Raw genomic sequence first — 21,957 nt, 5'->3', positions numbered from 1 at the left:
GACCGAACCGCACATCGCGGCGGCGGCACCGATGCGCTATCTCCTGCGGCATGAGCGAAGACCCGAACAACCCGTTCCTCGGCGACTCCTCCGAGGCCTCGAAACCCGCTGATCCCCTCGCTTCGGTCCGCAACCAGGGCCGGCCGGCCCTGCCGAAGCGCTTCTACAAGCAGGCCGGCCTCATCGAGGTGGAGGGCGGCTTTCGCCTCGCCCTCGATGGGCGCGGCGCCAACACGCCGGCGCGCAAACCCCTGATCCTGCCGACCCGGGATCTCGGCGAAGCGGTCGCGGCGGAATGGGGGGCGCAGGCCGAGTTCATCGATCCGGCCGCGATGCCGCTGACGCGCCTCGCCAACACCGCCATCGACGGCGTCGCGGACCGGCGCGAGGCGGTGGTCGCGGACCTCTCCGCCTATGCCGGCACGGACCTCGTCGCCTACCGGGCGGGAACGCCGGAACGGCTCGTCGCGGCGCAGGCCAAGGCCTGGGACCCGATCCTCGACTGGGCGCACGAGGCGCTCGGCGCGCGCTTCATCCTCAGCGAGGGCGTGATGCACGTCACGCAGCCGGAGGCCACGGTCCACGCACTCGAGGGCGCGGTCGCGGCGGTCGAGGACCCATTCCGGCTCGCCGCCCTGCACACCATGACGACTCTCACCGGTTCGCTGCTCATTGCGCTCGCCGTCCTCCACGGACGGTTGAATCCCGAGGAGGCCTGGGCCGCCGCGCATGTCGACGAGACCTACCAGGCCGGGGTCTGGGGCTCGGACGAGGAGGCCGAGGCGCGGATGGCGGGGCGATGGACGGAGTTCGAGGCCGCCGCGCGGATCATCGCACGCTCCGGCTCCACAGCATCGTGACCCGGCCGGCCGGCACGCGAAGTGCAAGCCGAACACGGGAGTTGGGTGCCGGGGGCTGCGAAGGATGGTCGATATCTTTGCCTTCGCCGGAGGCCGCGGCGGCGCATGGCGGGTCCTCGGGAGCCGAACCGTCCGGGGCGAAGGTCTTCCTACCGTCGAGAGCCTCGACATGGTCGAGGAGCCGCGCGACGCGGCGATCCTCTCGCCGGCCTGGGTCTTGCGCGGCCTCATCAGCAACATCCGCTACGCGACCAAGGCGGAAGGGGAGGCGCTACGGGCCGTCCAGCAGGGTCTCGCCCGACCGCAGGCCACCCTCGCGGCCCTGATCCCGATCCGCAAGAACGCGGCCTGGTGGGGCCTGGCGCAGGACGAGCGGCGCGCGATCTTCGAGGAGACCTCGCACCATACCGCAATCGGCCTCGATTACCTGCCCGCCATCGCGCGGCGCCTCCACCACGGCCGCGACCTCGGCGAGCCCTTCGATTTCCTGACCTGGTTCGAATACGCGCCGGAGGACGCGCCGGCCTTCGACGCCTTGGTGGATCGGCTCAGGGCCACCCGGGAATGGGACTACGTCGACCGCGAGGTCGACATCCGGCTGGCGCGGGCCGCGTGATCTCAAAATCGTTTTCGCGTCCCGGCGCGCGTGCTAAGGCGCTTTTCGACCCCTACCGCCAAGCCTAAACCCCTTCGGCGGCATCGCTCCAGCGTCGAGGCCCGATCAGCATGAAGGACATTCTCGAGAAGCTCGAGGAGCGGCGCGCCCAGGCGCGCCTCGGCGGCGGCGAGAACCGCGTGGTGGCGCAGCACAAGCGCGGCAAGCTGACGGCCCGCGAGCGCATCGAACTCCTCCTCGACCACGGGTCGTTCGAGGAATTCGATATGTTCGTGCAGCACCGCTCCTCCGATTTCGGGATGGAGAAGCAGAAGATCCCCGGCGACGGCGTCGTCACCGGCTGGGGCACGATCAACGGCCGCACGGTCTTCCTGTTCTCGAAGGACTTCACAGTGTTCGGCGGCTCGCTCTCGGAGGCGCACGCCCAGAAGATCGTCAAGGTGCAGGACATGGCGCTGAAGATGCGCGCGCCGATCATCGGCATCTTCGATGCCGGCGGCGCCCGCATCCAGGAGGGCGTGGCGGCGCTCGGCGGCTACGGCGAGGTCTTCAAGCGCAACGTCGCGGCCTCGGGCGTCATCCCGCAGATCTCCGTCATCATGGGTCCTTGCGCCGGCGGCGACGTCTACTCGCCGGCCATGACCGACTTCATCTTCATGGTCCGCGACACGAGCTACATGTTCGTGACCGGTCCCGACGTCGTGAAGACCGTCACCAACGAGGTCGTGACGGCGGAGGAGCTCGGCGGCGCCAAGGTCCACACCACCAAGTCCTCGATCGCCGACGGCTCCTTCGAGAACGACGTCGAGGCGATCCTGCAGATCCGCCGCCTGATGGACTTCCTGCCGGCCAACAACATCGAGGGCGTGCCGGAGATCGAGAGCTTCGACGACGTGAACCGGCTCGACATGAGCCTCGACACCCTCATCCCCGACAACCCGAACAAGCCCTACGACATGGGTGAATTGATCCGCCGGGTCGTCGACGAGGGCGATTTCTTCGAGATCCAGGCCACCTACGCCCGCAACATCATGACCGGGTTCGGCCGCATCGAGGGCCGCACCGTCGGCTTCGTCGCGAACCAGCCGATGGTGCTGGCCGGCGTGCTCGATTCCGACGCCTCCCGCAAGGCCGCCCGTTTCGTCCGCTTCTGCGACGCCTTCGCGATCCCGATCGTCACCTTCGTCGACGTGCCTGGCTTCCTGCCGGGAACGGCCCAGGAATATGGCGGCCTCATCAAGCACGGGGCGAAGCTGCTCTTCGCCTACAGCCAGGCGACGGTGCCGCTCGTCACCATCATCACGCGCAAAGCCTTCGGCGGCGCCTACGACGTCATGGCCTCGAAGCATGTCGGCGCCGACCTGAACTACGCCTGGCCCACCGCCCAGATCGCCGTGATGGGCGCGAAGGGAGCCGTCGAGATCATTTTCCGCAGCGAGATCGGGGATGCGGAGAAGATCGCCGGGCGCACGGCGGAGTACGAGGACCGGTTCCTCTCGCCCTTCGTCGCGGCGGAGCGCGGCTACATCGACGAGGTGATCATGCCCCACTCGACCCGCAAGCGCATCGCCCGGGCGCTCGGCATGCTGCGCACCAAGGAGATGGAGCAGCCCTGGAAGAAGCACGACAACATCCCGCTCTGAGGACGGGCCGGGCTTCGAATGACAGGTGAAGGGTCGCGCCACCGGCGGGGCGCGCCCCTTCGCCGACCGCCAAGAACTTTCCATGCCGCGCTTTCGGCGCGGCGTGCCATGATGCGCGTCTTCAGGACGAGGACAGGACCATGGCGACCGAGAACAAACGTGGGAGCCGCGAGGCCAAGAAGCCGAAGAAGCCCGTCGTGAAAACGAACGCCTCGGCGCCCTCGACGAAGGACATGGTCAGCACGGCGGTGAAGGCAGCGCGCAAGAAGTAGCCGCAGCCTCCTTACTCCACGCGGTTGCCCTCTACGACGTTGCCGGTCGCGTTGTCGCCGTCGTCCGCGCTGCTGCCGAACGGGTAGCCCGCATCGGCCGCGCAGTTCATGGTCCAGTCCCAGCCGCCCCGCGACCCGACATTGACCGGGTCGGGCCGCAGAATGCCGTTCGCGCGGAAGCGGTTGCCGGTGATCACGTTGTCGGACGGCGTCTGGTGGCGAACCGTGCCGCCCTCGCCGCAGTTCCGGTAGAGGTGGATGCCGCCGCGCGAGCCGTAGGTGATCGCGTTGCCGCGGATGGTGTTGCGGGCCGATCCGTCCACGGCGACGACCTCGCGGCCGGTCGCGACATCGAAGGTGTTTCCCTCGATCACGTTGTCGGCGCTCTCGGCGTCCAGGTAGAGGCCGACGGAGGGCGAGGTGCCCGAGACCTCCGAGTTGCGCAGCGTGAAGCCGGTGACCCCCGGACCCAGGTAGAGCGGGATCTGTCCCGTCGCGACGAGCCGGGAATCGAGGAGGCTCACCCCCTTCGGTGCGGCTTGCTGCGCCCGCTCCGTGTGGCCCGCCGCGCGGGAGGATCGGCGCACCGCCTCGCCCTGGCCGTTCACCCCCATGCCCCAGACGCGAACCTGGCCCTGGATCGTGCAGTTGCGCAGCGTCACGTTCGCCGGCCGCTCCCACCGCCCCGCCCCGGAGGCGATGGAGCGGATCTCGACGAGGATGTAGGGGAAGCGCGGCGGCGGGCCGGACTCGCCGATCGTGGCGCCGTTGCAGTTCAGCTCGATCCCGGAGGCGCGCGAGCCTTCGATGATCACGCGGCGTCGCACATGGTCGCCCGGCTCGAGGCGCAGGCTGCAGCCGAGCGCGACGCTATCGTCGTCCGCGCTCGGCGGCGCCAGGAGGCGCGCACGGGCCGCCGCGTCGCAGGAGGCCGCGAGGGCCGGCTGGCCCCCGGAGAGGCAGAGCACCACGATGGCGGAGGCCGCGATCCCCGGCGCGGCGCGACCCGTGGCCCTCCCGGGCCTCGCCGGCAGTCCCTTCGGGCTGGCACCGGCCCTGTTCGGCGCATCCATCGTCCCGATCCCATTGCACGTGGTGGCGACGGTGGTTCAGGGCGAAGTGCGGCCTTTCCATGAAGCGGGCTCTGCGATGGGAGCTCGCCGCGAACCGTTGCGGATGAAGGTCGCCTGCCTCACGAGGCGGCCGGAGACTCGCCGAGTTCGAGCAGCACGATCTCGGGCGGCACGCCGAAGCGGACGGGCAGGCGGCTGACGCCGAGACCGCCCGACACGATCAGATGGCGCCCCTCCTCCACGACATGCCCGTAGGCGAAGCGCTGGCCGTAGATCGAGGGCACCACGGGCGAATGCCCGAACAGGCGCACCTGGCCACCATGGGTGTGGCCGGCCAGCGTGAGGGCGACGCGGGCGGGCACCTCGGTGAAGATGTCGGGCTCGTGAACCATGAGGATGACCGGCGCGCCGTCGGTGACGCGCGCCACCGTGCCGGGCAGGTCGGCGTAGGTGCGGTGATCCCCGACGATGGCGAAGGGCTCCTGATCTCCGATGCCGGCGAGCCAGAAGGGATGTCCGTCCTTCACGAGGCGTACCGCATCGTTCTCCATCACCGGGATGCCGCGTGCTTCCAGCGCGCGCCGGGCCTCCACCGGGCCGCTGCGCGCGGCCAGCGCCGCATGATCCTCCCACCAATCATGGTTCCCGAGGATGGCGTGGATTCCGAGCGGCGCCTTCAGGCCCTCGATGACCCGTGCGAAGGCGGGGAGCGGCACCCGGCGGGTCACCACCCGCCACCCGGCGGGATAGTCTCCGAGGAGTAGGATCAGGTCGGGCCGGAGCGCGTTCGTCGCATCCACGATCTCGGCGACGCGGTCGAGGGGCATGCACGGCTCGCCGGCGTGGAAGTCCGCGAGAACCGCGACGCGGAGCGACAGGCCCGGCGTCCAGTTCGGCAGCACGGGCGCGTAGCGGGTCACGACGAGCCGAAAGCGCGGCTCGATGCCGAAGGCGTAGGCGCCGGTCGATGCGCCCGCCAGCGTCATCCCCGCGAACCCGGCCAGGAACTGCCGTCGGCTCGGCAGGATCAGCATGTCTCGAAAACCTCGATGGGAACGGTCGCGCCCTCCTGGCGGAGGGTGGCGAAACATCGATGCCCCGCGGTCGAGCCTAGCGGGCGAAGGATTGATGAAGCCCTACGGGAATCGTCGACCCGCGTCGCGGCGTCGCCGGTCCCCTGCGCTTGGCCTAACCCGGTAGCGCTGCTATCTGCGGCCACCAGTTCCCCGACATGAAACCGTGCGCCGGGTCCGTTCGCCGCGACGGACCGCGACCGCGCCGGAGATCAGCCGCCCGATGACCACGTCCCCCATCGACAACATCCGCAACTTCTCGATCGTCGCCCATATCGACCACGGCAAGTCGACGCTCGCCGACCGGCTGATCCAGACCACCGGCACCGTGGCCCTGCGCGACATGAGCGAGCAGATGCTCGACTCGATGGACATCGAGAAGGAGCGCGGCATCACCATCAAGGCGCAGACCGTGCGGCTCGAATACCGCGCGGAGGACGGCAAGGACTACGTCCTGAACCTGATGGACACGCCCGGCCATGTGGACTTTGCCTACGAGGTGTCGCGCTCGCTCGCCGCCTGCGAGGGCTCGCTCCTCGTCGTTGACGCCTCGCAGGGCGTCGAGGCGCAGACGCTCGCCAACGTCTACCAGGCGCTCGACGCCAACCACGAGATCGTGCCCGTCCTCAACAAGATCGACCTGCCCGCGGCCGAGCCCGACCGGGTCAAGGAGCAGATCGAGGAGGTCATCGGCATCGACGCCTCGGACGCCGTGCCGATCTCGGCCAAGACCGGCCTCAACATCGAGGCGGTGCTGGAGGCGATCGTCACACGCCTGCCGCCGCCCAAGGGCGACCGCAGCGCGCCGCTCAAGGCGCTCCTCGTCGACAGCTGGTACGACGTCTATCTCGGCGTCGTCGTGCTGGTGCGCGTGGTCGACGGCGTTCTCAAGAAGGGCATGACGATCCGCATGATGCGGGCCGACGCGGCCCACGGCGTCGATCGCATCGGCGTGTTCCGTCCCAAGATGTCCGACATCGGCGAGCTCGGCCCTGGCGAGGTCGGCTTCTTCACGGGATCGATCAAGGAGGTCGCCGACACCCGCGTCGGCGACACCATCACCGAGGACAAGCGCCCGACCGCCCAGATGCTGCCGGGCTTCAAGGACGTGCAGGCCGTGGTGTTCTGCGGGCTCTTCCCCGTCGATGCCGCCGAGTTCGAGAACCTGCGCAGCGCCATGAGCAAGCTTCGGCTCAACGACGCGAGCTTCTCCTACGAGATGGAGACCAGTGCGGCGCTGGGCTTCGGCTTCCGCTGCGGCTTCCTCGGCCTCCTGCATCTCGAGATCATCCAGGAACGCCTGGAGCGCGAGTTCAACCTCGACCTGATCTCTACGGCGCCCTCCGTGATCTATCGCCTCGCCATGACGGACGGCAGCGTGAAGGAGCTGCACAACCCGGCCGACATGCCGGACGTGATGAAGATCTCGGCGATCGAGGAGCCCTGGATCCGCGCGACCATCCTGACGCCCGACGAGTATCTCGGCGGCGTGCTCAAGCTCTGCCAGGACCGGCGCGGCTCCCAGGTCGATCTCAACTACGTCGGCAAGCGCGCGATGGTGGTCTACGAGCTGCCGCTCAACGAGGTCGTGTTCGACTTCTACGACCGTCTGAAGTCGATCTCGAAGGGCTACGCCTCCTTCGACTACCATCTCTCTGACTACCGCGAGGGCGACCTCGTCAAGATGTCGATCCTCGTCAACGCCGAGCCCGTCGACGCCCTCTCGATGCTGGTCCACCGCTCCCGAGCCGAGAGCCGCGGCCGGGCCATGTGCGAGAAGCTGAAGGACCTGATCCCGCGCCACCTCTTCCAGATCCCGGTCCAGGCGGCGTTGGGCGGCAAGATCATCGCCCGCGAGACCATCAAGGCCCTGTCCAAGGACGTGACGGCCAAGTGCTACGGCGGCGACATCTCCCGCAAGCGCAAGCTCCTCGACAAGCAGAAGGAGGGCAAGAAGAAGATGCGCCAGTTCGGGAAGGTGGAAATCCCGCAGGAGGCGTTCATCGCGGCGCTGAAGATGGACGATTGATTTTCAAATCATGCCCGGATATTTTTTGAGGTAATACGGCTTTAGAGGTGGTTTATGAGCGAGGAGCAACACCTAAAGCTTAAGCAAGTTTTCACGCCAGGGGGATCCCTTCGGTAACATATGTTTCAAGAGAGCACTTAAATCTTGAGAATAGATTGGAAGACGCACTAGCGCGCGGCGATGGAATCATCACAGTTACTGGCCCGACAAAGTCAGGAAAAACTGTTCTTTGTAGGAAAGTCTTAGAAGACGAAAAGTCCGTATGGGTTGAGGGGGGACGAATAAGAGAAGAGAAAGACTTTTGGGATCAGATTACCGGTTCGGATTACGCACCGCCGTCGATTTCAGAAACAATGTCAACAGCATCAACCAAAGACTTAAAAACGGGTTTGTCGGCTGAATTAAACTTTCCAGGGGTAGGCAAGCTGGGAGGTAATGCAGGAACTGGCGGGTCACTTACTTCATCGAGCACTTCAATTCGGCCGTATACCGCAGATCATAAAGCACGCACGCTGAAGAAACTCATTGCAGATGAAGTTTCTCTCGTCATCGACAATTTTCACTTTGTCCACAAAGAGGTACAGGCGCACATAGTAAATTCTTTAAAGTCTTCGATATTTGATGGATTAAACATTATCATTATTGCGGTCCCTCATCGCGCGTTTGATCCTCTGGCCGTTCAACAGGAAATGCAAGGCCGTTTTGTACATCTTGAGATTGCACAATGGACATTGGACGAACTCAAAGTGATTCCTCAAGCGGCTTTCCAGCCTTAAATGTCACTGTTAGAAACAGTGTTATCCAAAGGATTTGTGACGAGTCTTTTCTCAACCCACTCTTAGTGCAGGACATATGCTCTCGAATTTGTATTCTCAATGGCATAAGAGGCTTTCAAATAGAGGCCAGAGAGCTAATCAATGTAAATATGGATCCGATACTTGAGGATGTGGCCAAAAATAGTGGCTTTCCCACATACGATCGCTTAAAGCGTGGACCTCAGACTCGCACCGATCGTAAGCCGCGAAAATTGCGGCACGGTGGTAGCGTTGATATTTATCAAGCGATCATGCTGGCTGCTGCCTACGCTGGACCTAAGGTGAGAACCGAATACGATGACTTGAGATCAAGTCTCCGTGATTTGTTAGTCGATGGCGAATTACCGCAAAAGAACGAGATAACCTCCTCCTGCGGTCATATGTCTGCCATCGCAAAAAAGGATTTATCTCACGCCGAGCCAATCGAGTGGCATGATGATGCCCTCATAATAAGTGACCCTTTTCTTCTTTTCTTCCTTAGATGGCAGAGGGACTCACTCTCGAAAGGCGCATCTGTATCTCAAGTTGTATGACTCCAACATTTAAAAGCTAATTTATTATACTCATTTAAACTCGCACGTGGACAAAAGCATCGTGCAGCGCCGCCGGCGACGTCGCGGTGTAGCATTCGAGATCCGGTTGCGGTCCAGAAGCGCGCCGCGCGGGAGATCGAGCAGATCGTAGACGACATACGTCCAGGTCAGCGTCTCTTCCGGCAGCATGCATTCCCAGATGCCGATCCGCGCGGTTTTGGACGTACGCCGAACGATCTTCCGGCAATGGGCGAGCGACGCTGCCTGCTCGCGGATTAGGGCGACGTGGGCATTTCGTTCCGCGCAAACGTTTGATCACGGGATCGCGGTTGCTGTCCAAAGACAACGCGCGTCAGTGCGGACCGGCCCGGTCGGGCACCGGGCATGGAGCAGTGCGTTCCGTCGTCGCGCGAAAGCAATCCGGATCAAGTCGCAAGAGATAAGCTTAACCGTTTTCAGAACTCGGACCGCGATGCCGTCGATCACGCCGACGTCCCGCTATTCGATCGGCGTCTCGGCCGATGCGGCAGGCACCTTTTCGACAGGCTCGGCATTCGCGTAGGCCTTGCGCTCGAGCATCGGCTGCAGGCGACCGGCCAGTTCCCGGTCGAGGTGCCGGGCATAGGCGTTCTTGAAGTAGCGGTCGCCAGTTCCGCGCCCGTAGATGCGGTCGTGCGCGCGGATCATCGCGTCGACCTCCGGACGGCACAGGAAGCCGATCACGCCGGCGGCCTGATACCAGCGGCCGGCACGGGCGTGGGCCATGGCGCCCGGGTTGGCGACGACAGTCTCGGCGAAGCAATCGGTCGCCGCCTTCTCGAGAGGCGCCATCACCGCGTGCGGAGAACCCGGCGTGCGCGTCGCGGCACCGAACGCGGGTCCGAGGACCGCGACAACTAGGACGGTGCTCAACAGGACGGCCTTCATGGGGGGTGCCTCGAACCGAGCCGGATTCGGGCTGAGTATTCACCCACGATTTCGTCGGGAACAGGGCTGAACGTTGCCGGATGTTGCGCCGCAGAACATTCCGCGCCCGATGTGGTCGACGGACCACAGCGAGGGCGAGGCGCCGCTCTCAGCCCCGGCGTTCGGCGTTCCAGCGCCCGCTGCAGCCGATCGGCCCCGTCGTGCTCCAGGTGCCGTTGCCGACGCCCTGCCTGCCGAGACGGCCGACGACGTTGGCGCGGTCCGAGCCCCGCGCGATGACGGCGCGCACCGCGCCCTTCGGAGAGACCTGCCCGCTCACAGTGAACTCGCCCCCGGCATAGCTCGCCTGCCCCCGCTCGACCCGGACGCCGTAGCGATAGGCCCGGTCGCAGGGTCCGTCCTCGGTGAGGACCTCGATGCTCCAGTTGCCGTCGTAGCGGTTGGGCACCTTCACGCTCTTCTTGGCCGCGAGCGCCGGCGTCGCGGCAACGAGGAGCGCCGCGGCGGGCAGGATGAGTTTCACGATGATCCGTTGCATGCTTGTCCCGTTGTCTCGAACGAACCGGGAAACTCGCCACATCCCCATCGGTTGCCCGGTCAAGCCTCGGTCGCCCGCCCAAGCGCCTCGCCGAGCAGGGCGAGAAGGTCGCAGCCGGCATGGAGGAAGGCGTCGACGCCCGCCGCGCGCAGCGCGTCCATGAGGTCGGCCGGCTTGCCCGCCAGGTAGATCGTCGTGGCGCCCGCACCGCGAAGCGCCTCGGCGGCGGCGACGCCTTGCGTTGCGTAGACGGCGTCCGACGAACACAGGCAGGCGATCGATGCACCGGAGGCCCTGAAGGCGGCGGCGAGCGCATCCGGGTCCGAGAAGCCCTCGTTGTCCAGCGCCTCGATCCCGCCGGCCGCGAAGGCGTTGGCGGCGAAGGTCGCCCGCGCATTGAAGACCGCGACGGTGCCGAGATTGGCTAGGAACAATGCGGGCCGCCTGCCCGTCCTCGCGAGGTAGGCGTCGGAGGCATCGCGCAGGGCCTCGTAGGGCTCCGCGAGGCGGTGCGAGGGCAGGACTCCATCGCTGCTTGGAGACCGCGGCGCGGCGGCGACGTCGAGCACGGCCACGGGCTTCTCGGCGAGGAACGGGAACTCGCTCGCTCCGGTCAGCGCCTCGCGACGGGTCGCCACGTTCCGCGCCCGCACCGCGCGGGTCTCGGCGATCCGAGCCTGAATCCTGCCCTGCCGCAGGCTGGCGACGATGCCGCCCTCCCGCTCGATCGCCTGGAAGGCGTCCCAGGCCGCCTCCACCAGGTTCTGCGTCAGCGCCTCGAACGCACCGGCGCCGGCCGCGGGATCGGCGACACGGGCGAGGTTCGATTCCTCGATCAGCACGATCTGGCTGTTGCGCACCACGCGCCGGGCGAAGGCGTCGGGCAGGCCCAGCGCCAGCGTGTAGGGGAGAGCGGTGACGACGTCGGCGCCGCCCAGCCCCGCCGAGCCCGCGGCCATCGTGGCGCGCAGGATGTTCACGAAGGGGTCGCGGCGGGTCATCATCCGCCAGGCGGTCTCGGCGTGCAGCCGAAGGGGTTTCGGCGCGAGGCCACAGGCCGCCTCGACCTGCGCCCAGAGCCGGCGCATGGCGCGGAACTTGGCGATGGTCAGGAACTCGTCGGCATCGGCCACGAGGAGCACGCCGATCGCATCTCGGGCCCGTTCCAGATCGTGCCCGCCGGCCTCCAGCATGCGCAGGTAGGCCACGGCCGTGGCGAGCACCGCGGCGAGCTCCGCCGCCTCGCTCGCACCGGCCTCGTGGTAGGGGCGCCCATCCGCCAGGCAGAGGCGGCCTGTGAAGCCCGAGGCCTCGAGTTCGGCGAGCAGGCCCGGGAGCTCTTCGCTGGATGGCTCGGCGCCAGCGCCCGCGGCCAGCGCGCCGATGGGATCAACGCCGAGGTCGAGGTCGAGCGCGCCGAAAGTCTCACCCCGGCGCTCGACAAGCGCCTTGAGGAGACGCGCGGCCGCGATCCCCTCGGGGCCCGCGTCGAGGCGCGTGGCGATGAGGGGCAGCATCACGCCGGACAAGGCGGCGTCCAGCGCCTCGACACCACCAAGGGGCAGGCCGAAGCCGCGAGCGGCCGGCGCACCCGCGAAGACGAGGGTGAGCGCGTCCGCGCCCCCCTCGAGGTCGGAGAGCGCGAGGCCGTTGGCGGCCCGAGCCTCGGGGTGATCGACGCGCTGCGCTACCCGCCAGGGGCCGGAGGCCCGCATCGGCTGGGCGACGGGCTCGGCCGGGTCGTAGAGCGGCTCGATGCGGATGCCGTCGGCCGTCTTCGAGACCAGGCGCGTCTCGAAATCCGCACCCTTTAGGACGCCCTCGACGAGGCCGAGCCAGCGCTCACGGGTCGGAGCCGGGAAGAGGTCGGCGAAGGGGCGGTCTTCCATACGTCTGGCCTTGGCATCATCGCGGCCGGCCGAGCGTGGCCGGGCGCGTTCCCAGACAGCCCTTGCACGACCGCGCTGGCGGAGGCAATCGCCCCGGGCGGCAAGCCCCAGGGCCGCGCCTCAGCCGAAGATGATCAGGCCCGCGACGCCGAGCGACCCGACGATGATGCGCCACCAGGCGAACAGCCGGAACCCGTGGGCCGAGACGTAGTCGAGCACCGTGCGCACCACGACGAGCGCCGACACGAAGGCCACCACGAAGCCGATGAAGATGAGGCCGGCATCGTCCTTCGAGAGGTTCTTGTAATTGTCGAGCAGGTCCTTGGCGAAGGCCCCGGCCATGGTGGGGATCGCGAGATAGAACGAGAACTCGGTGGCCGAGCGCTTGTCGGCGCCCATCAGCATCGCGCCGACGATCGTGGCGCCCGAGCGCGACACGCCCGGAATCATCGCGACGCACTGGAACAGGCCGATCTTGAGGTCCATCGGCAGGGTGAAGTCGAAGACGTCGCGCTTCTTCACCTCGAGCTCGGTGTCGTCGAGGACGAGGAGGACGAGGCCGCCGGCGATGAGCGTCGCGCAGACGACCCAAGGGTTGAAGAGGTAGAACTTGATGTCCTTCGAGAAGATGCCGCCGATGATCGCCGCGGGCAGGAAGGCGATCAGGATGCCGGCCACGAAGCGCCGGGCGCGGGGATCGTTCGGCAGGGCCCGGGCGACGCCCCAGAGCCGGCCGAAATAGACGCTGAGGATGGCGAGGATCGCGCCGAGCTGGATCAGCACCTCGAAAGTGTTGTTGGGCGACTTGAAGCCGATGAAATGGCCGACGAGGAGCTGGTGGCCGGTCGAGGAGACGGGGATGAATTCCGTCGCGCCCTCGACGAGGCCGAGCACGACCGCCTTCGTGATGCTGAGCGCATCCATCATCTCATCGCCTCGAGGATCGGTGTTGCGCAGGAACGGGGACGGCCGGGGGCCGGCGTTCGTCGATCAGGGTTGACGGGCGGTTACCGCCCTAGGTCGCACGTGTTAATGAGGCGGCAACGATCGAGCAATAAACCTGCCGGCCGACCATCTCCGAGGGGCCTCGACACGGCTCGTTCCCCATCCGATCCGAACCCGTCTGAAACGGCCTCGATGGCGACGCTGCATCATTCCCCCTTCTGCCCGCATTCCCGCTTCGTGCGCCTCGTCCTGGCCGAGATGGGCATGGAGCCGGCTCTCGTGGAGGAACGTCCCTGGGAGCGTCGCGACGCCTTCCTGCTCATCAACCCGGCCGGGACGACGCCCGTCCTCGTCGAGCAGACCGGTCTCGCCGTGCCCGGCGCCGGCATCATCGCGGAATATCTCGACGAGACCCGCGGGCTCGGCCTTAACGGGCGGCGCCTCCTCCCCAACGGAACGACCGCCCGGGTCGAGGTCCGGCGGCTGCTCGACTGGTTCCTCGTCAAGTTCGATTCGGAGGTGACGGGCTACCTCGTCACGGAGAAAATCTCCAAGCGCTTCATGACGAGCGCGGTCGGCGGCGGCCCGCCCGACATGAACGCGATCCGCGCAGCGCGGGCCAATGTGCGCTATCACCTCAAGTACATCGGCTACCTGATGGGCCATCGCAAATGGCTCGCGGGCGACGATCTGACCTATGCCGATCTGGCGGCCGCCGCTCACTTGAGCTGCGTGGATTATCTCGGCGACGTGCCATGGGACGAGGACGAGACGGCGAAGGACTGGTACGCGCGGGTGAAGTCGCGCCCGTCCTTCCGCGCGCTCCTGGGGGACCGAGTGCCGGGCATGGCGCCGGCCGATCACTACGCGGACCTCGATTTCTGACGGACTGCACGCCCATGGTCCGCCGGAGGGGCGCGGGTCCCCTCTCCTCGACGGGAGACGGACGGGGGCGATCGTAGATGAAGTCGCCCGTCCATGATCAGCCTTCTTACACCAACTCCGCTTGTCATTCCGGGGCTGCGCAGCAGAGCCCGGAACCCAGAGCCGCGGACGATGCAAACTGGACCCCGACCTGTGGTTCTGGGTCCCGGGCTCGCCTGCGGCGCCCCGGGATGACAAAGGTGGCGGAGCTGAGGGCGGCGGAGGGCGCTTGCCCCGCTGGATCGCTGGGTCCTGCCAAAAAGTCGACGCCGTACGGAGCTTGCACCAGCAATCCGCCTGCCCTCAAGGAGAGGGAGCACCTGCGCGCTCCCAACGAGCGGATCGGAAGTTTCGGAAGGCCGCCGAAGCACCGGCGACCACCCCGAAAGATCCTGGCTGGGCCCGATCTGCGCCGCGCCGTCGAGGCCCGCGCCCGGCATCTCGGCTTCGACGCGATCCGCGTGACCCGTCCCGACGCCGTACCCGAGCTCCGGGAGCGCCTGCCGGAATGGCTCGCCGCTGCGCATCACGGCGACATGGATTGGATGGCCGATCGCGCCGATCAGCGCGCCGATCCGGGGGCGCTGTGGCCGCAGGTCCGCAGCGTCGTCATGCTCGGCATGAACTACGGGCCGGAGACCGACCCGCTCGCGCTGATCGAGCGGCGCGACCGCGCCGCGATCGCGGCCTACGCGCAGCGGCGTGATTATCACGAGGTGATCAAGGGCAAGCTGAAGGAGCTCGGCGGCTACCTCTCCGCCAAGGGCGACGTCCGGGTGAAGGTCTTCGTCGACACGGCGCCCGTCATGGAGAAGCCGCTCGCGGCCGCTTCCGGTCTCGGCTGGCAGGGCAAGCACACGGTGCTCATCTCCCGCGACCTCGGAAATTGGCTGCTGCTGGGCGCGATCTACACCTCGGCCGATCTCGAATCCGATGCGCCGGAGACCGACCATTGCGGCTCCTGCCGCCGCTGCCTGGACATCTGCCCGACGAGCGCCTTTCCCGCGCCCTACCAGCTCGATGCGCGCCGCTGCATCTCCTACCTGACGATCGAGCATGCAGGGGCGATCCCGGCGGAGTTCCGGGAGGCCATCGGCAACCGGGTGTTCGGCTGCGACGATTGCCTGGCGGTCTGCCCCTGGAACAAATTCGCGGTCGTGGCAGGCGAGGGGCGTCTCGCGGCGCGGGCCGACCTCGACGCGCCGCCGCTGGCGGAACTCGCGAGCCTGGATGAGCCCGCCTTCCGTGCGCGCTTCGCGGGCACGCCGATCAAGCGCACCGGCCGCGACCGATTCCTGCGCAACGTCCTCATCGCGATCGGGAATTCCGGCCGGCCGGACCTCGCCCACGAGGCGGTCCGCTGCCTGGCCGATACGTCGCCGCTGGTGCGCGGCATGGCGGTGTGGGCGGCGAGCCGGCTCCTCGACCTGCACAGCCTACGAAACCTGTTCGAAGCCCATGCTACGGGCGAGGCCGACGCGCATGTCGCCGCCGAGTGGCGCGCGGCCCTGGACTCCGCATCGCTCGCCCACCCGGAGATCGCGACCCCATGAACCTGTTCGTCTTCGGTCTCGGCTTCTCGGCGCGGCGCTTCGTGGAGCGGGAGCGCGCGCGCTTCGGTCGGGTTTGCGCCACCGTCACCGATCCGGCGCGACCGTCGCCGCCCGGTGTCGAGATTCGGGCCTTCGGTCCCGAAACCGACGATTCCCGCATCAGTGAGGACCTTGCCGCGACCGACGTGCTCCTCGTCTCGGCACCGCCAGAGCGCGCGGGCGACACCGTGCTCCGTCGCTATCGGGCCGCGATCGCCGACAGTCCCGTCGCCTGGATCGGCTATCTCTCGACGATCGGCGTCTACGGCGACCATGGCGGGGCCTGGATCGACGAGGGGACTGAGGCCACGCCGGGCAGCGAGCGCTCGCGGGTGCGGCTCGCGGTCGAGAACGATTGGCTGGCTCTCGGACGGGAGACGGGCAAGGCCGTCCAGATCTTTCGGCTCTCCGGGATCTACGGACCCGGCCGCAATCCCTTCGTGAAGCTGCGAGAGGGCAAGGCGCAACGCATCGTCAAGCGCGATCAGGTCTTCAACCGCATCCACGTGGACGACATCGCCGCGACGCTCGCGGCCTCGATCGCCAAGCCCCGTCCGGGCGCGGTCTACAACGTCACCGACGACGAGCCGGCGCCGCCCCAGGTCGTCACCGAGCACGCCGCACGGCTTGCCGGGCTGCCACTCCCGCCCGAGGTCGATTTCGAGACCGCGGATCTGAGCCCGATGGCGCGCAGCTTCTACGGGGAGAACAAGCGCGTGCGGAACCGGCTCATCCGCGAGGAACTCGGGGTCGCACTCGCCCACCCGACCTATCGGGAGGGGCTCGCCGCGCTCGTGGGCGACGCCGTCAGGTAGTCGCCGCCGCCGGCGCCGAGCGCCACAGGCCTGCCAGGCTCAACGCACGGAACAGCACGGCCCGGAAGAAGCGCGGCCGCTCGACGACGAGGGCTGCGCCGAAGGAGAGCGCTTCCGTCAGTGCGAGGGCGATGGCGAAGGTCGCGAGGGTTCCACCGAGCCCCGGCGCCCATTCCATGTAGGCGCGCAGGGAGAAGATGAGGGTCATCACGGGCACGTGGATGACGTAGAGCGTGTAGGAAAACGCGGCCGTGCCGCTCAGGCCCTCGAAGACCCGCGCGTCGGCGCCCTCCCGCGTGGCGAGGCGAAGCAGGCAGAGGGCGAAGGGCAGCCCCAGCGCGGCCTGATAGGCGAGGAAGGCCGGGTGCTCGCTCTGGGCATCGATGAAGCCCGGCGCGCCCGCGAAGGCGAGCGGAACGAGCAGGGCGAGGATCGTGGCCGGCCAGAGCAGCCTGGAACCGGCGAGGGCACGCAGCCGCGAATCGCCCCCGAACAGCGCCGCGCCCGCGCCCGCCGTGAAGAGAGCAAGCGATTGCAGGTAGAAGAAGCGGTTGGCGGTCACCGCGACGAGCGCGAGGACCGCCAAGGCGCCGAGAATCCGCCAGCCGCCGCGTCCGACGATCGCGAGCGCCGCGAAGGCGGCCACGCCGTAGAGGTAGACCTCCTGGCGCAGGGACCAGAGCGCCCGGTCGATCACGAAGGTGGCGTCGCCCGGTCCGAACGTGAGCGTGATGCCGCGCAGGAACGCGATGACGTCGAGCCGGTAGGGCTCGCCCGTGCGGGTCAGCAGCGGCAGCCCGGCATGACCGATCGCGCCGACCGCGAAGGTGATGACGATGGCCAGGATCAGCGGCGGCCAGATCCGCGCGATCCGATGCACGGCGTAGGGCAGCAGGAAGCGCCGGCGGTCGGCGGCGATGAGCCGGGTCAGGCTCGTGGCGATGACGAAGCCGCTGAGCGAGAAGAACACCATGACGGCGAGGCGGCCGACCCACTCCGTGGCGCCGGCGGCAAACCCCTCCAGGTGCGGAAAGGCCATTCCCAGGGCATGGCTGACGAGCACCACCTGCGCCGCGAGGCCGCGCACGCCGTCCAGCGCCTCGTAACGATAGCCGCGCACCTGAGCGTCCCCGACTCGCCGGGACCGACGATCGGGACCCTGTGCGAGCCGTCGCGATGCCCGCACATTGGGGCGTCATCGCGACGGCGTCCGAGGCCAGAGGATCAGGCGGCGCGGCGGTTCGCGGCGGGGCCGAAATGGTCGATGTAGCGGGAGGCGATCGCGGAGACCGGCAGGACCACGAACACGTCGGTGGTGCCGAATTGCCGGTCGATCACCGCGCCGTCGCCGAAGGTGGCGCCGACCCGCAGGTAGCCCTTGATCAGCGGCGGCAGCGCCTGGAGCGCGGCCTTGGGATCGATCGATTCGCGGCTCATCCGGTTCATCGAGACGTAGCGCTCGGGCAGCGCCCGCGCCTGCCAGGCTTCCGGCGCCCGGGCATGGTGGTGCAGGAAGCTCAGGGGCAGGGCGAGCCGGTCGGGATCGGTGCCCTCGAGGCTGGCGCAGCCGAGCATCGCGTCGATGCGGTGGTGCTGGACATAGGCCCAGATGCCCGCCCAGAGCAGCTCCACCGTCCGCTTGGTCCGGTAGGGCTTCAGCACGCAGGAGCGGCCGAGCTCGAGGAAGCGCTTGCCCGGATTGGCCGCCAGCAGGGGGCCGATGTCGTACTCGCCCGCCGTGTAGAAGCCGAAGTTCCGGTCCGCCGCCTCCTGGCGCAGCAGGCGATAGGTGCCGACCACCTTCGGCCGCGGGCGGCGGAAGGGCTTGGCCTCGGTCGCCGCGTGATCGATGACCAGCAGGTGGTCGCAGACGGTATCGTAATCGTCGATGTCGCGACGCGACAGGAGCGTCATGCCCGTCGCGACCGCCGACATCTCCTCGTAGAAGACGCGGTAGCGCAGGCGCTGGGCACGGCGAATCTCGGAGACCGTCGTCGCGAGCCGCACTTCGAGGTTGCCGATCCGCCCGAGGCTCGGGTCGAGGCCCGGCGCGGCGAGCGGCTTCCTGAGGCGAGGCTTGAACTTGATCGGCGCCGCGCCGGGCGGGATCAGCCCCCGACCGTAGAGGCCCGGTAGGCCGGCCTCGGCCCGCTTCTGCTTAAACCGGGCAAACGGCGCGTGGACATGCGCCTCCCAGCCGTTGAGCCACGCCTGCGAAGCGTCTCGTGCGAAATTCGGGACCATCTTACGCCCTGCCAAGCCCCCGAAGCGCCCCCCGATGGAGTGCACGACCTCGGACCTCGGAGGGTGACAACAACACGAAGCGCGAACGCTTTTATGACAGCGTTTCGCGTTCAAGTACAGAGACTTGGCCTTCGTGGCAGGAGCGCGTTCGGCGACTCCCTCATCGGTAGCCGCCGAAGCAAATAAGCCTATCGGCTCAGACGAACTGGTTGAGGCCGGGGATCGAGCCGATGATCGGGCCCATCACGTCCTCGCCCGCCTTTTCGCGGCCATAGGCGAAGAGTTCGCGGCCGAGCGGCTGCATCTGGCCCATCGGCACGCCGGCGGACATGAGCTTCTGGCCGAGCGCCATCACGCCGCCGCCCATCATGCCGCCCAACATGCCCATGAGGCCGCCGCCCTCGCCGTCGTTGCTCTGGGCTATCGCGGTCTCCGCCCCCGGGATGGCCGCGAGGAGCTGGCTCACCTCGGCCGCCGGGCCTTCCTTCTGAAGGAACGCCAGGATGTGGCCGATCGCGGTCTGCGCCGTCGAGGCCTCCAGCCCGGTCACGCGGGTGACGCGGGCAATCAACTCGTCCATCTGAAACGCTCCAAAGCGTGGGAATGCCCGTCAATCAATCGTGGCGCCCGCGAAATCAAGGCCGCGAGCGGGCCGCGCTGGAAAATGCCCGGCCCAGGCGGCATAAGGCCAAGGTCGAGACACGCAGGGGACGGTTGGTCATGCAGGGCGACGGCACCATCCTGGTCGGCAAGAGCGGCGCGAAGCGCGAGGTCCTGACCCTGAAGCTCGCCAACCGGCACGGGCTCGTGGCCGGCGCCACGGGAACCGGCAAGACCGTGACGCTGCAGGTTCTCGCCGAGGGCTTCTCGAATGCCGGCGTCCCGGTCTTCGCCGCCGACATCAAGGGCGATCTCTCCGGGCTCGCCGCGGCCGGCGAATCGAAGCCGGTCTTCGTGAAGCGCGCCGAGGAACTCGGCATCGCCTACGAGCCCGACCGCTTTCCGACGGTGTTCTGGGACCTGTTCGGCGAGCAGGGCCACCCGATCCGCGCCACCGTCATCGAGATGGGGCCGCTGCTGCTCGCGCGGCTGCTCGAACTCAACGACACGCAGGAGGGCGTGCTCAACATCGCCTTCCGCGTAGCGGACGACAACCAATGGCCGGTCCTCGACCTGAAGGACCTGCGCGCGCTGCTCGTGTTCCTCTCCGAGAATCTGAGGGAGATCTCGGGCAAGTACGGCAACGTCTCCGCGGCCTCTGTCGGCGCGATCCAGCGCCAGCTCCTGATGCTGGAGAACCAGGACGCGCATTCCTTCTTCGGCGAGCCGGCGCTCGACCTCAACGACTTCATGAAGGTCGACCGCGAAGGCCGCGGCATCGTCAACATCCTGGCCGCCGACAAGCTGATGCAGCGGCCCCGGCTCTACGCCTCGTTCCTGCTCTGGATGCTCTCGGAGCTGTTCGAGCAGTTGCCGGAGGTCGGCGACCTGGAGAAGCCGAAGCTGGTGTTCTTCTTCGACGAGGCGCACCTGCTCTTCAACGATGCGCCGAAGGCGCTGCTCGATGCGGTCGAGCAGGTGGTGCGCCTGATCCGCTCGAAGGGCGTCGGGGTCTATTTCGTGACGCAGAACCCGCTGGACGTGCCCGAGACCGTGCTCGGCCAGCTCGGCAACCGGGTGCAGCACGCGCTGCGCGCCTTCACGCCCCGCGACCAGCGCGCGGTGAAGGCCGCAGCCGAGACCTTCCGGCAGAATCCCGGCTTCGACGTCGCCGAGGCGATCACCGAGCTCGCCGTCGGCGAGGCGCTGGTGAGCTTCCTCGAAGCCAAGGGCACGCCCTCGGTGGTCGAGCGAGCGTTGATCGCCCCCCCGCAGGGCCGCGTCGGGCCGCTGACGCCGGCCGAGCGCGCCGGCATCATCGCCGCGAGCCCGCTGCGGGGTAAGTACGATCAGGCCGTCGACAACGAGAGCGCCTACGAGCTGCTGGCGAAACGGAAGAACCTCGACACGGCCCCCGCCGAGGCGGCGCAGCAGAGCGAGGGCGGCCTTGGCGGGATGCTCGGCGGCCTGCTCGGCGGCGTCTTCGGCTCGAAGCCGTCCGGGAAGGGCGGCCGGCGCCCGCCGCAGAGCCTCGCCGAGCAGGTGGTGGGCAACGCCGCCCGCTCGATGGCGCGCACCGTCGGCACGCAGGTGGGGAATGCGATCCTGCGGAACGTGCTGGGCGGGTTGATGAAGCGGTAGGTGTCCGTCTCGCCCTCCGGCGAAGCACGCCCTCGCAGGCGACATTGACAAATTGGCTCCTGAGCGCCTATCCACCGCCACGACGCGCGGCTTCCTCGACGAAGTCCGCGCGTTTCGCGTTCGTGCATGGCGTCAGGCCCGCGCGGATGACCTGAACAAGAAGACGGTCCAGGCGCCAGCCGGAGGCCGGCAGAGAACACGAGAGAGAACGATGTTCGCAGTCATCAAGACGGGCGGCAAGCAGTACCGCGTCGCCGCCAACGACACCATCACGATCGCCACGCTCGAGGGCGAGGAGGGCGCCACCGTCACCTTCGGCGACGTGCTGCTCTTCACGGACGGCGAGGGCGTGACCCAGGTCGGCGCGCCGCTGCTCACCGGCATCGGCGTTACCGGCGAGATCGTCGGCCATGGCCGCGACAAGAAGGTGATCGCCTTCAAGAAGCGCCGCCGCCAGAACTCGCGCCGCAAGCGCGGTCATCGCCAGCACCACACCGTCGTGCGCATCACCGAGATCAGCGCGGGCGGTCAGTCGTCGAAGGCGCCGGCGCGCAGGGCCAAGGCCGAGAAAGCCGAGTCGCTGCCCGCGACCGCCTCGGCCGAAGCCTGATCTTAGCCCCGCCAACCCAGATTCGGAGTAATCCCAGATGGCCCATAAGAAAGCAGGCGGCTCATCCCGCAACGGCCGCGACTCGGCCGGCCAGCGCCTCGGCGTGAAGAAGTTCGGCTCGGAGGCGGTGATCGCCGGCAACATCATCGTGCGCCAGCGCGGCACCAAGGTGCATCCCGGCGTCAATGTCGGCATCGGCACCGACCACACCCTCTTCGCCAAGGCCGACGGCCGGGTGCAGTTCCAGACGAAGCGCGGCCGCGCCTTCGTCGCGGTGATCCCGCACCAGGAAGCCGCCGAATAAGCATTCGCCCCTCG

21 protein-coding genes and 1 pseudogene are annotated in these 21,957 nt (G+C 67.7%); 13 read left to right on the top strand and 9 right to left on the bottom strand.

What is annotated here, in order from left to right:
* Positions 1-50: 50 nt before the first annotated feature.
* From MFF55_RS08080 to MFF55_RS26755, 4 genes are all read left to right on the top strand, one after another.
* Positions 51-860, top strand: coding sequence for an ATP12 family chaperone protein (locus MFF55_RS08080; protein WP_238243567.1), 810 nt, complete (start codon positions 51-53; stop codon positions 858-860).
* Between the two features lie 64 nt (positions 861-924).
* A complete protein-coding gene (locus tag MFF55_RS08075) occupies positions 925-1,476 on the top strand; it encodes a chlorite dismutase family protein (protein WP_238243566.1) in 552 nt (183 codons plus the stop codon).
* Between the two features lie 110 nt (positions 1,477-1,586).
* Entirely contained in the window at positions 1,587-3,119 is a 1,533-nt protein-coding gene (locus MFF55_RS08070; protein ID WP_238243565.1) for an acyl-CoA carboxylase subunit beta, read from the top strand.
* A gap of 140 nt (positions 3,120-3,259) precedes the next feature.
* Complete coding sequence (locus MFF55_RS26755; RefSeq protein WP_283206711.1) at positions 3,260-3,391, top strand: hypothetical protein; 132 nt, start codon at positions 3,260-3,262, stop codon at positions 3,389-3,391.
* 11 nt (positions 3,392-3,402) lie between these two features.
* Here the strand turns inward: MFF55_RS26755 and MFF55_RS08065 are convergent, their stop codons facing one another.
* Together MFF55_RS08065 and MFF55_RS08060 are read right to left on the bottom strand one after the other, a co-directional pair.
* Positions 3,403-4,464 (bottom strand): right-handed parallel beta-helix repeat-containing protein, encoded by a 1,062-nt coding sequence (locus MFF55_RS08065; RefSeq protein WP_238243564.1) that lies wholly within the window; start codon positions 4,462-4,464, stop codon positions 3,403-3,405.
* 119 nt (positions 4,465-4,583) lie between these two features.
* Positions 4,584-5,498 (bottom strand): metallophosphoesterase, encoded by a 915-nt coding sequence (locus tag MFF55_RS08060; protein WP_238243563.1) that lies wholly within the window; start codon positions 5,496-5,498, stop codon positions 4,584-4,586.
* 262 nt (positions 5,499-5,760) lie between these two features.
* Between MFF55_RS08060 and lepA the strand changes: the two genes are divergently transcribed.
* The 3 genes from lepA to MFF55_RS08045 all read left to right on the top strand — a co-directional run bounded on the left by lepA (position 5,761) and on the right by MFF55_RS08045 (position 8,914).
* The gene (lepA, locus tag MFF55_RS08055) at positions 5,761-7,566 is read left to right on the top strand and encodes a translation elongation factor 4 (RefSeq protein ID WP_238243562.1); all 1,806 of its coding nucleotides are present in this window, start codon (positions 5,761-5,763) and stop codon (positions 7,564-7,566) included.
* Positions 7,567-7,721: 155 nt separating this feature from the next.
* Positions 7,722-8,342, top strand: coding sequence for an AAA family ATPase (locus tag MFF55_RS08050; protein ID WP_238243561.1), 621 nt, complete (start codon positions 7,722-7,724; stop codon positions 8,340-8,342).
* A gap of 149 nt (positions 8,343-8,491) precedes the next feature.
* Positions 8,492-8,914, top strand: coding sequence for a hypothetical protein (locus MFF55_RS08045; RefSeq protein ID WP_238243560.1), 423 nt, complete (start codon positions 8,492-8,494; stop codon positions 8,912-8,914).
* 498 nt (positions 8,915-9,412) lie between these two features.
* Here the strand turns inward: MFF55_RS08045 and MFF55_RS08040 are convergent, their stop codons facing one another.
* From MFF55_RS08040 to MFF55_RS08025, 4 genes are all read right to left on the bottom strand, one after another.
* Positions 9,413-9,841 carry a hypothetical protein gene (locus MFF55_RS08040; RefSeq protein ID WP_373874748.1) on the bottom strand — a complete coding sequence of 143 codons (429 nt, stop codon included), beginning with the start codon at positions 9,839-9,841 and terminating at the stop codon, positions 9,413-9,415.
* 148 nt (positions 9,842-9,989) lie between these two features.
* Complete coding sequence (locus MFF55_RS08035) at positions 9,990-10,379, bottom strand: hypothetical protein (protein WP_238243559.1); 390 nt, start codon at positions 10,377-10,379, stop codon at positions 9,990-9,992.
* A 59-nt stretch (positions 10,380-10,438) separates the two neighbouring features.
* A complete protein-coding gene (locus tag MFF55_RS08030; RefSeq protein WP_238243558.1) occupies positions 10,439-12,268 on the bottom strand; it encodes a methylmalonyl-CoA mutase family protein in 1,830 nt (609 codons plus the stop codon).
* 120 nt (positions 12,269-12,388) lie between these two features.
* A complete protein-coding gene (locus MFF55_RS08025) occupies positions 12,389-13,192 on the bottom strand; it encodes an undecaprenyl-diphosphate phosphatase (protein ID WP_238243597.1) in 804 nt (267 codons plus the stop codon).
* A 213-nt stretch (positions 13,193-13,405) separates the two neighbouring features.
* Here MFF55_RS08025 and MFF55_RS08020 point away from each other — a divergent pair, with 213 nt between their 5' ends.
* From MFF55_RS08020 to MFF55_RS08010, 3 genes are all read left to right on the top strand, one after another.
* Positions 13,406-14,098 (top strand): glutathione S-transferase family protein, encoded by a 693-nt coding sequence (locus tag MFF55_RS08020; RefSeq protein ID WP_238243557.1) that lies wholly within the window; start codon positions 13,406-13,408, stop codon positions 14,096-14,098.
* 446 nt (positions 14,099-14,544) lie between these two features.
* Positions 14,545-15,690: a tRNA epoxyqueuosine(34) reductase QueG gene (queG, locus tag MFF55_RS08015; RefSeq protein WP_283206712.1), complete on the top strand. Its 1,146-nt coding sequence runs from the start codon at positions 14,545-14,547 to the stop codon at positions 15,688-15,690.
* Positions 15,687-16,544, top strand: a complete 858-nt coding sequence (locus MFF55_RS08010; RefSeq protein WP_238243556.1) for an SDR family oxidoreductase — start codon at positions 15,687-15,689, stop codon at positions 16,542-16,544. Before queG ends, MFF55_RS08010 begins: the two co-directional genes overlap by 4 nt.
* On the opposite strand, the gene MFF55_RS08005 is transcribed toward MFF55_RS08010, so the two are convergent.
* The 3 genes from MFF55_RS08005 to MFF55_RS07995 all read right to left on the bottom strand — a co-directional run bounded on the left by MFF55_RS08005 (position 16,537) and on the right by MFF55_RS07995 (position 19,368).
* The gene (locus MFF55_RS08005; RefSeq protein ID WP_238243555.1) at positions 16,537-17,664 is read right to left on the bottom strand and encodes an acyltransferase family protein; all 1,128 of its coding nucleotides are present in this window, start codon (positions 17,662-17,664) and stop codon (positions 16,537-16,539) included. The genes MFF55_RS08010 and MFF55_RS08005 overlap by 8 nt on opposite strands.
* Positions 17,665-17,768: 104 nt before the next feature.
* The gene (gene olsB, locus MFF55_RS08000; RefSeq protein ID WP_238243595.1) at positions 17,769-18,788 is read right to left on the bottom strand and encodes a l-ornithine N(alpha)-acyltransferase; all 1,020 of its coding nucleotides are present in this window, start codon (positions 18,786-18,788) and stop codon (positions 17,769-17,771) included.
* 196 nt (positions 18,789-18,984) lie between these two features.
* Complete coding sequence (locus MFF55_RS07995) at positions 18,985-19,368, bottom strand: DUF2267 domain-containing protein (RefSeq protein WP_238243554.1); 384 nt, start codon at positions 19,366-19,368, stop codon at positions 18,985-18,987.
* 140 nt (positions 19,369-19,508) lie between these two features.
* Between MFF55_RS07995 and MFF55_RS07990 the strand changes: the two genes are divergently transcribed.
* The 3 genes and pseudogenes from MFF55_RS07990 (at position 19,509) to rpmA (ending at position 21,943) form a co-directional block, all read left to right on the top strand.
* Positions 19,509-21,029, top strand: coding sequence for a helicase HerA-like domain-containing protein (locus tag MFF55_RS07990; protein ID WP_238243553.1), 1,521 nt, complete (start codon positions 19,509-19,511; stop codon positions 21,027-21,029).
* 211 nt (positions 21,030-21,240) lie between these two features.
* Positions 21,241-21,552, top strand: a pseudogene (gene rplU, locus MFF55_RS07985) (50S ribosomal protein L21); the annotation flags it as partial.
* Positions 21,553-21,676: 124 nt separating this feature from the next.
* A complete protein-coding gene (gene rpmA, locus MFF55_RS07980; protein ID WP_238243552.1) occupies positions 21,677-21,943 on the top strand; it encodes a 50S ribosomal protein L27 in 267 nt (88 codons plus the stop codon).
* The last annotated feature ends 14 nt before the right edge of the window (positions 21,944-21,957 follow it).

This window comes from Methylobacterium iners (assembly GCF_022179305.1).
Lineage (GTDB): Bacteria > Pseudomonadota > Alphaproteobacteria > Rhizobiales > Beijerinckiaceae > Methylobacterium > Methylobacterium iners.
Note: the sequence above shows the minus strand (reverse complement) of the source record. Positions and strands in the feature narration are given on the sequence as shown.

Bases quoted from the DNA above. Each gene is read 5' to 3' on its own strand.
- MFF55_RS08080 (WP_238243567.1), top strand. From the start codon at position 51: ATGAGCGAAGACCCGAACAACCCGTTCCTCGGCGACTCCTCCGAGGCC.
- MFF55_RS08075 (WP_238243566.1), top strand. From the start codon at position 925: ATGGTCGATATCTTTGCCTTCGCCGGAGGCCGCGGCGGCGCATGGCGG.
- MFF55_RS08070 (WP_238243565.1), top strand. From the start codon at position 1,587: ATGAAGGACATTCTCGAGAAGCTCGAGGAGCGGCGCGCCCAGGCGCGC.
- MFF55_RS26755 (WP_283206711.1), top strand. From the start codon at position 3,260: ATGGCGACCGAGAACAAACGTGGGAGCCGCGAGGCCAAGAAGCCGAAG.
- MFF55_RS08065 (WP_238243564.1), bottom strand. From the start codon at position 4,464: ATGGATGCGCCGAACAGGGCCGGTGCCAGCCCGAAGGGACTGCCGGCG.
- MFF55_RS08060 (WP_238243563.1), bottom strand. From the start codon at position 5,498: ATGCTGATCCTGCCGAGCCGACGGCAGTTCCTGGCCGGGTTCGCGGGG.
- lepA (WP_238243562.1), top strand. From the start codon at position 5,761: ATGACCACGTCCCCCATCGACAACATCCGCAACTTCTCGATCGTCGCC.
- MFF55_RS08045 (WP_238243560.1), top strand. From the start codon at position 8,492: ATGGATCCGATACTTGAGGATGTGGCCAAAAATAGTGGCTTTCCCACA.
- MFF55_RS08040 (WP_373874748.1), bottom strand. From the start codon at position 9,841: ATGAAGGCCGTCCTGTTGAGCACCGTCCTAGTTGTCGCGGTCCTCGGA.
- MFF55_RS08035 (WP_238243559.1), bottom strand. From the start codon at position 10,379: ATGCAACGGATCATCGTGAAACTCATCCTGCCCGCCGCGGCGCTCCTC.
- MFF55_RS08030 (WP_238243558.1), bottom strand. From the start codon at position 12,268: ATGGAAGACCGCCCCTTCGCCGACCTCTTCCCGGCTCCGACCCGTGAG.
- MFF55_RS08025 (WP_238243597.1), bottom strand. From the start codon at position 13,192: ATGGATGCGCTCAGCATCACGAAGGCGGTCGTGCTCGGCCTCGTCGAG.
- MFF55_RS08020 (WP_238243557.1), top strand. From the start codon at position 13,406: ATGGCGACGCTGCATCATTCCCCCTTCTGCCCGCATTCCCGCTTCGTG.
- MFF55_RS08010 (WP_238243556.1), top strand. From the start codon at position 15,687: ATGAACCTGTTCGTCTTCGGTCTCGGCTTCTCGGCGCGGCGCTTCGTG.
- olsB (WP_238243595.1), bottom strand. From the start codon at position 18,788: ATGGTCCCGAATTTCGCACGAGACGCTTCGCAGGCGTGGCTCAACGGC.
- MFF55_RS07995 (WP_238243554.1), bottom strand. From the start codon at position 19,368: ATGGACGAGTTGATTGCCCGCGTCACCCGCGTGACCGGGCTGGAGGCC.
- MFF55_RS07990 (WP_238243553.1), top strand. From the start codon at position 19,509: ATGCAGGGCGACGGCACCATCCTGGTCGGCAAGAGCGGCGCGAAGCGC.
- rpmA (WP_238243552.1), top strand. From the start codon at position 21,677: ATGGCCCATAAGAAAGCAGGCGGCTCATCCCGCAACGGCCGCGACTCG.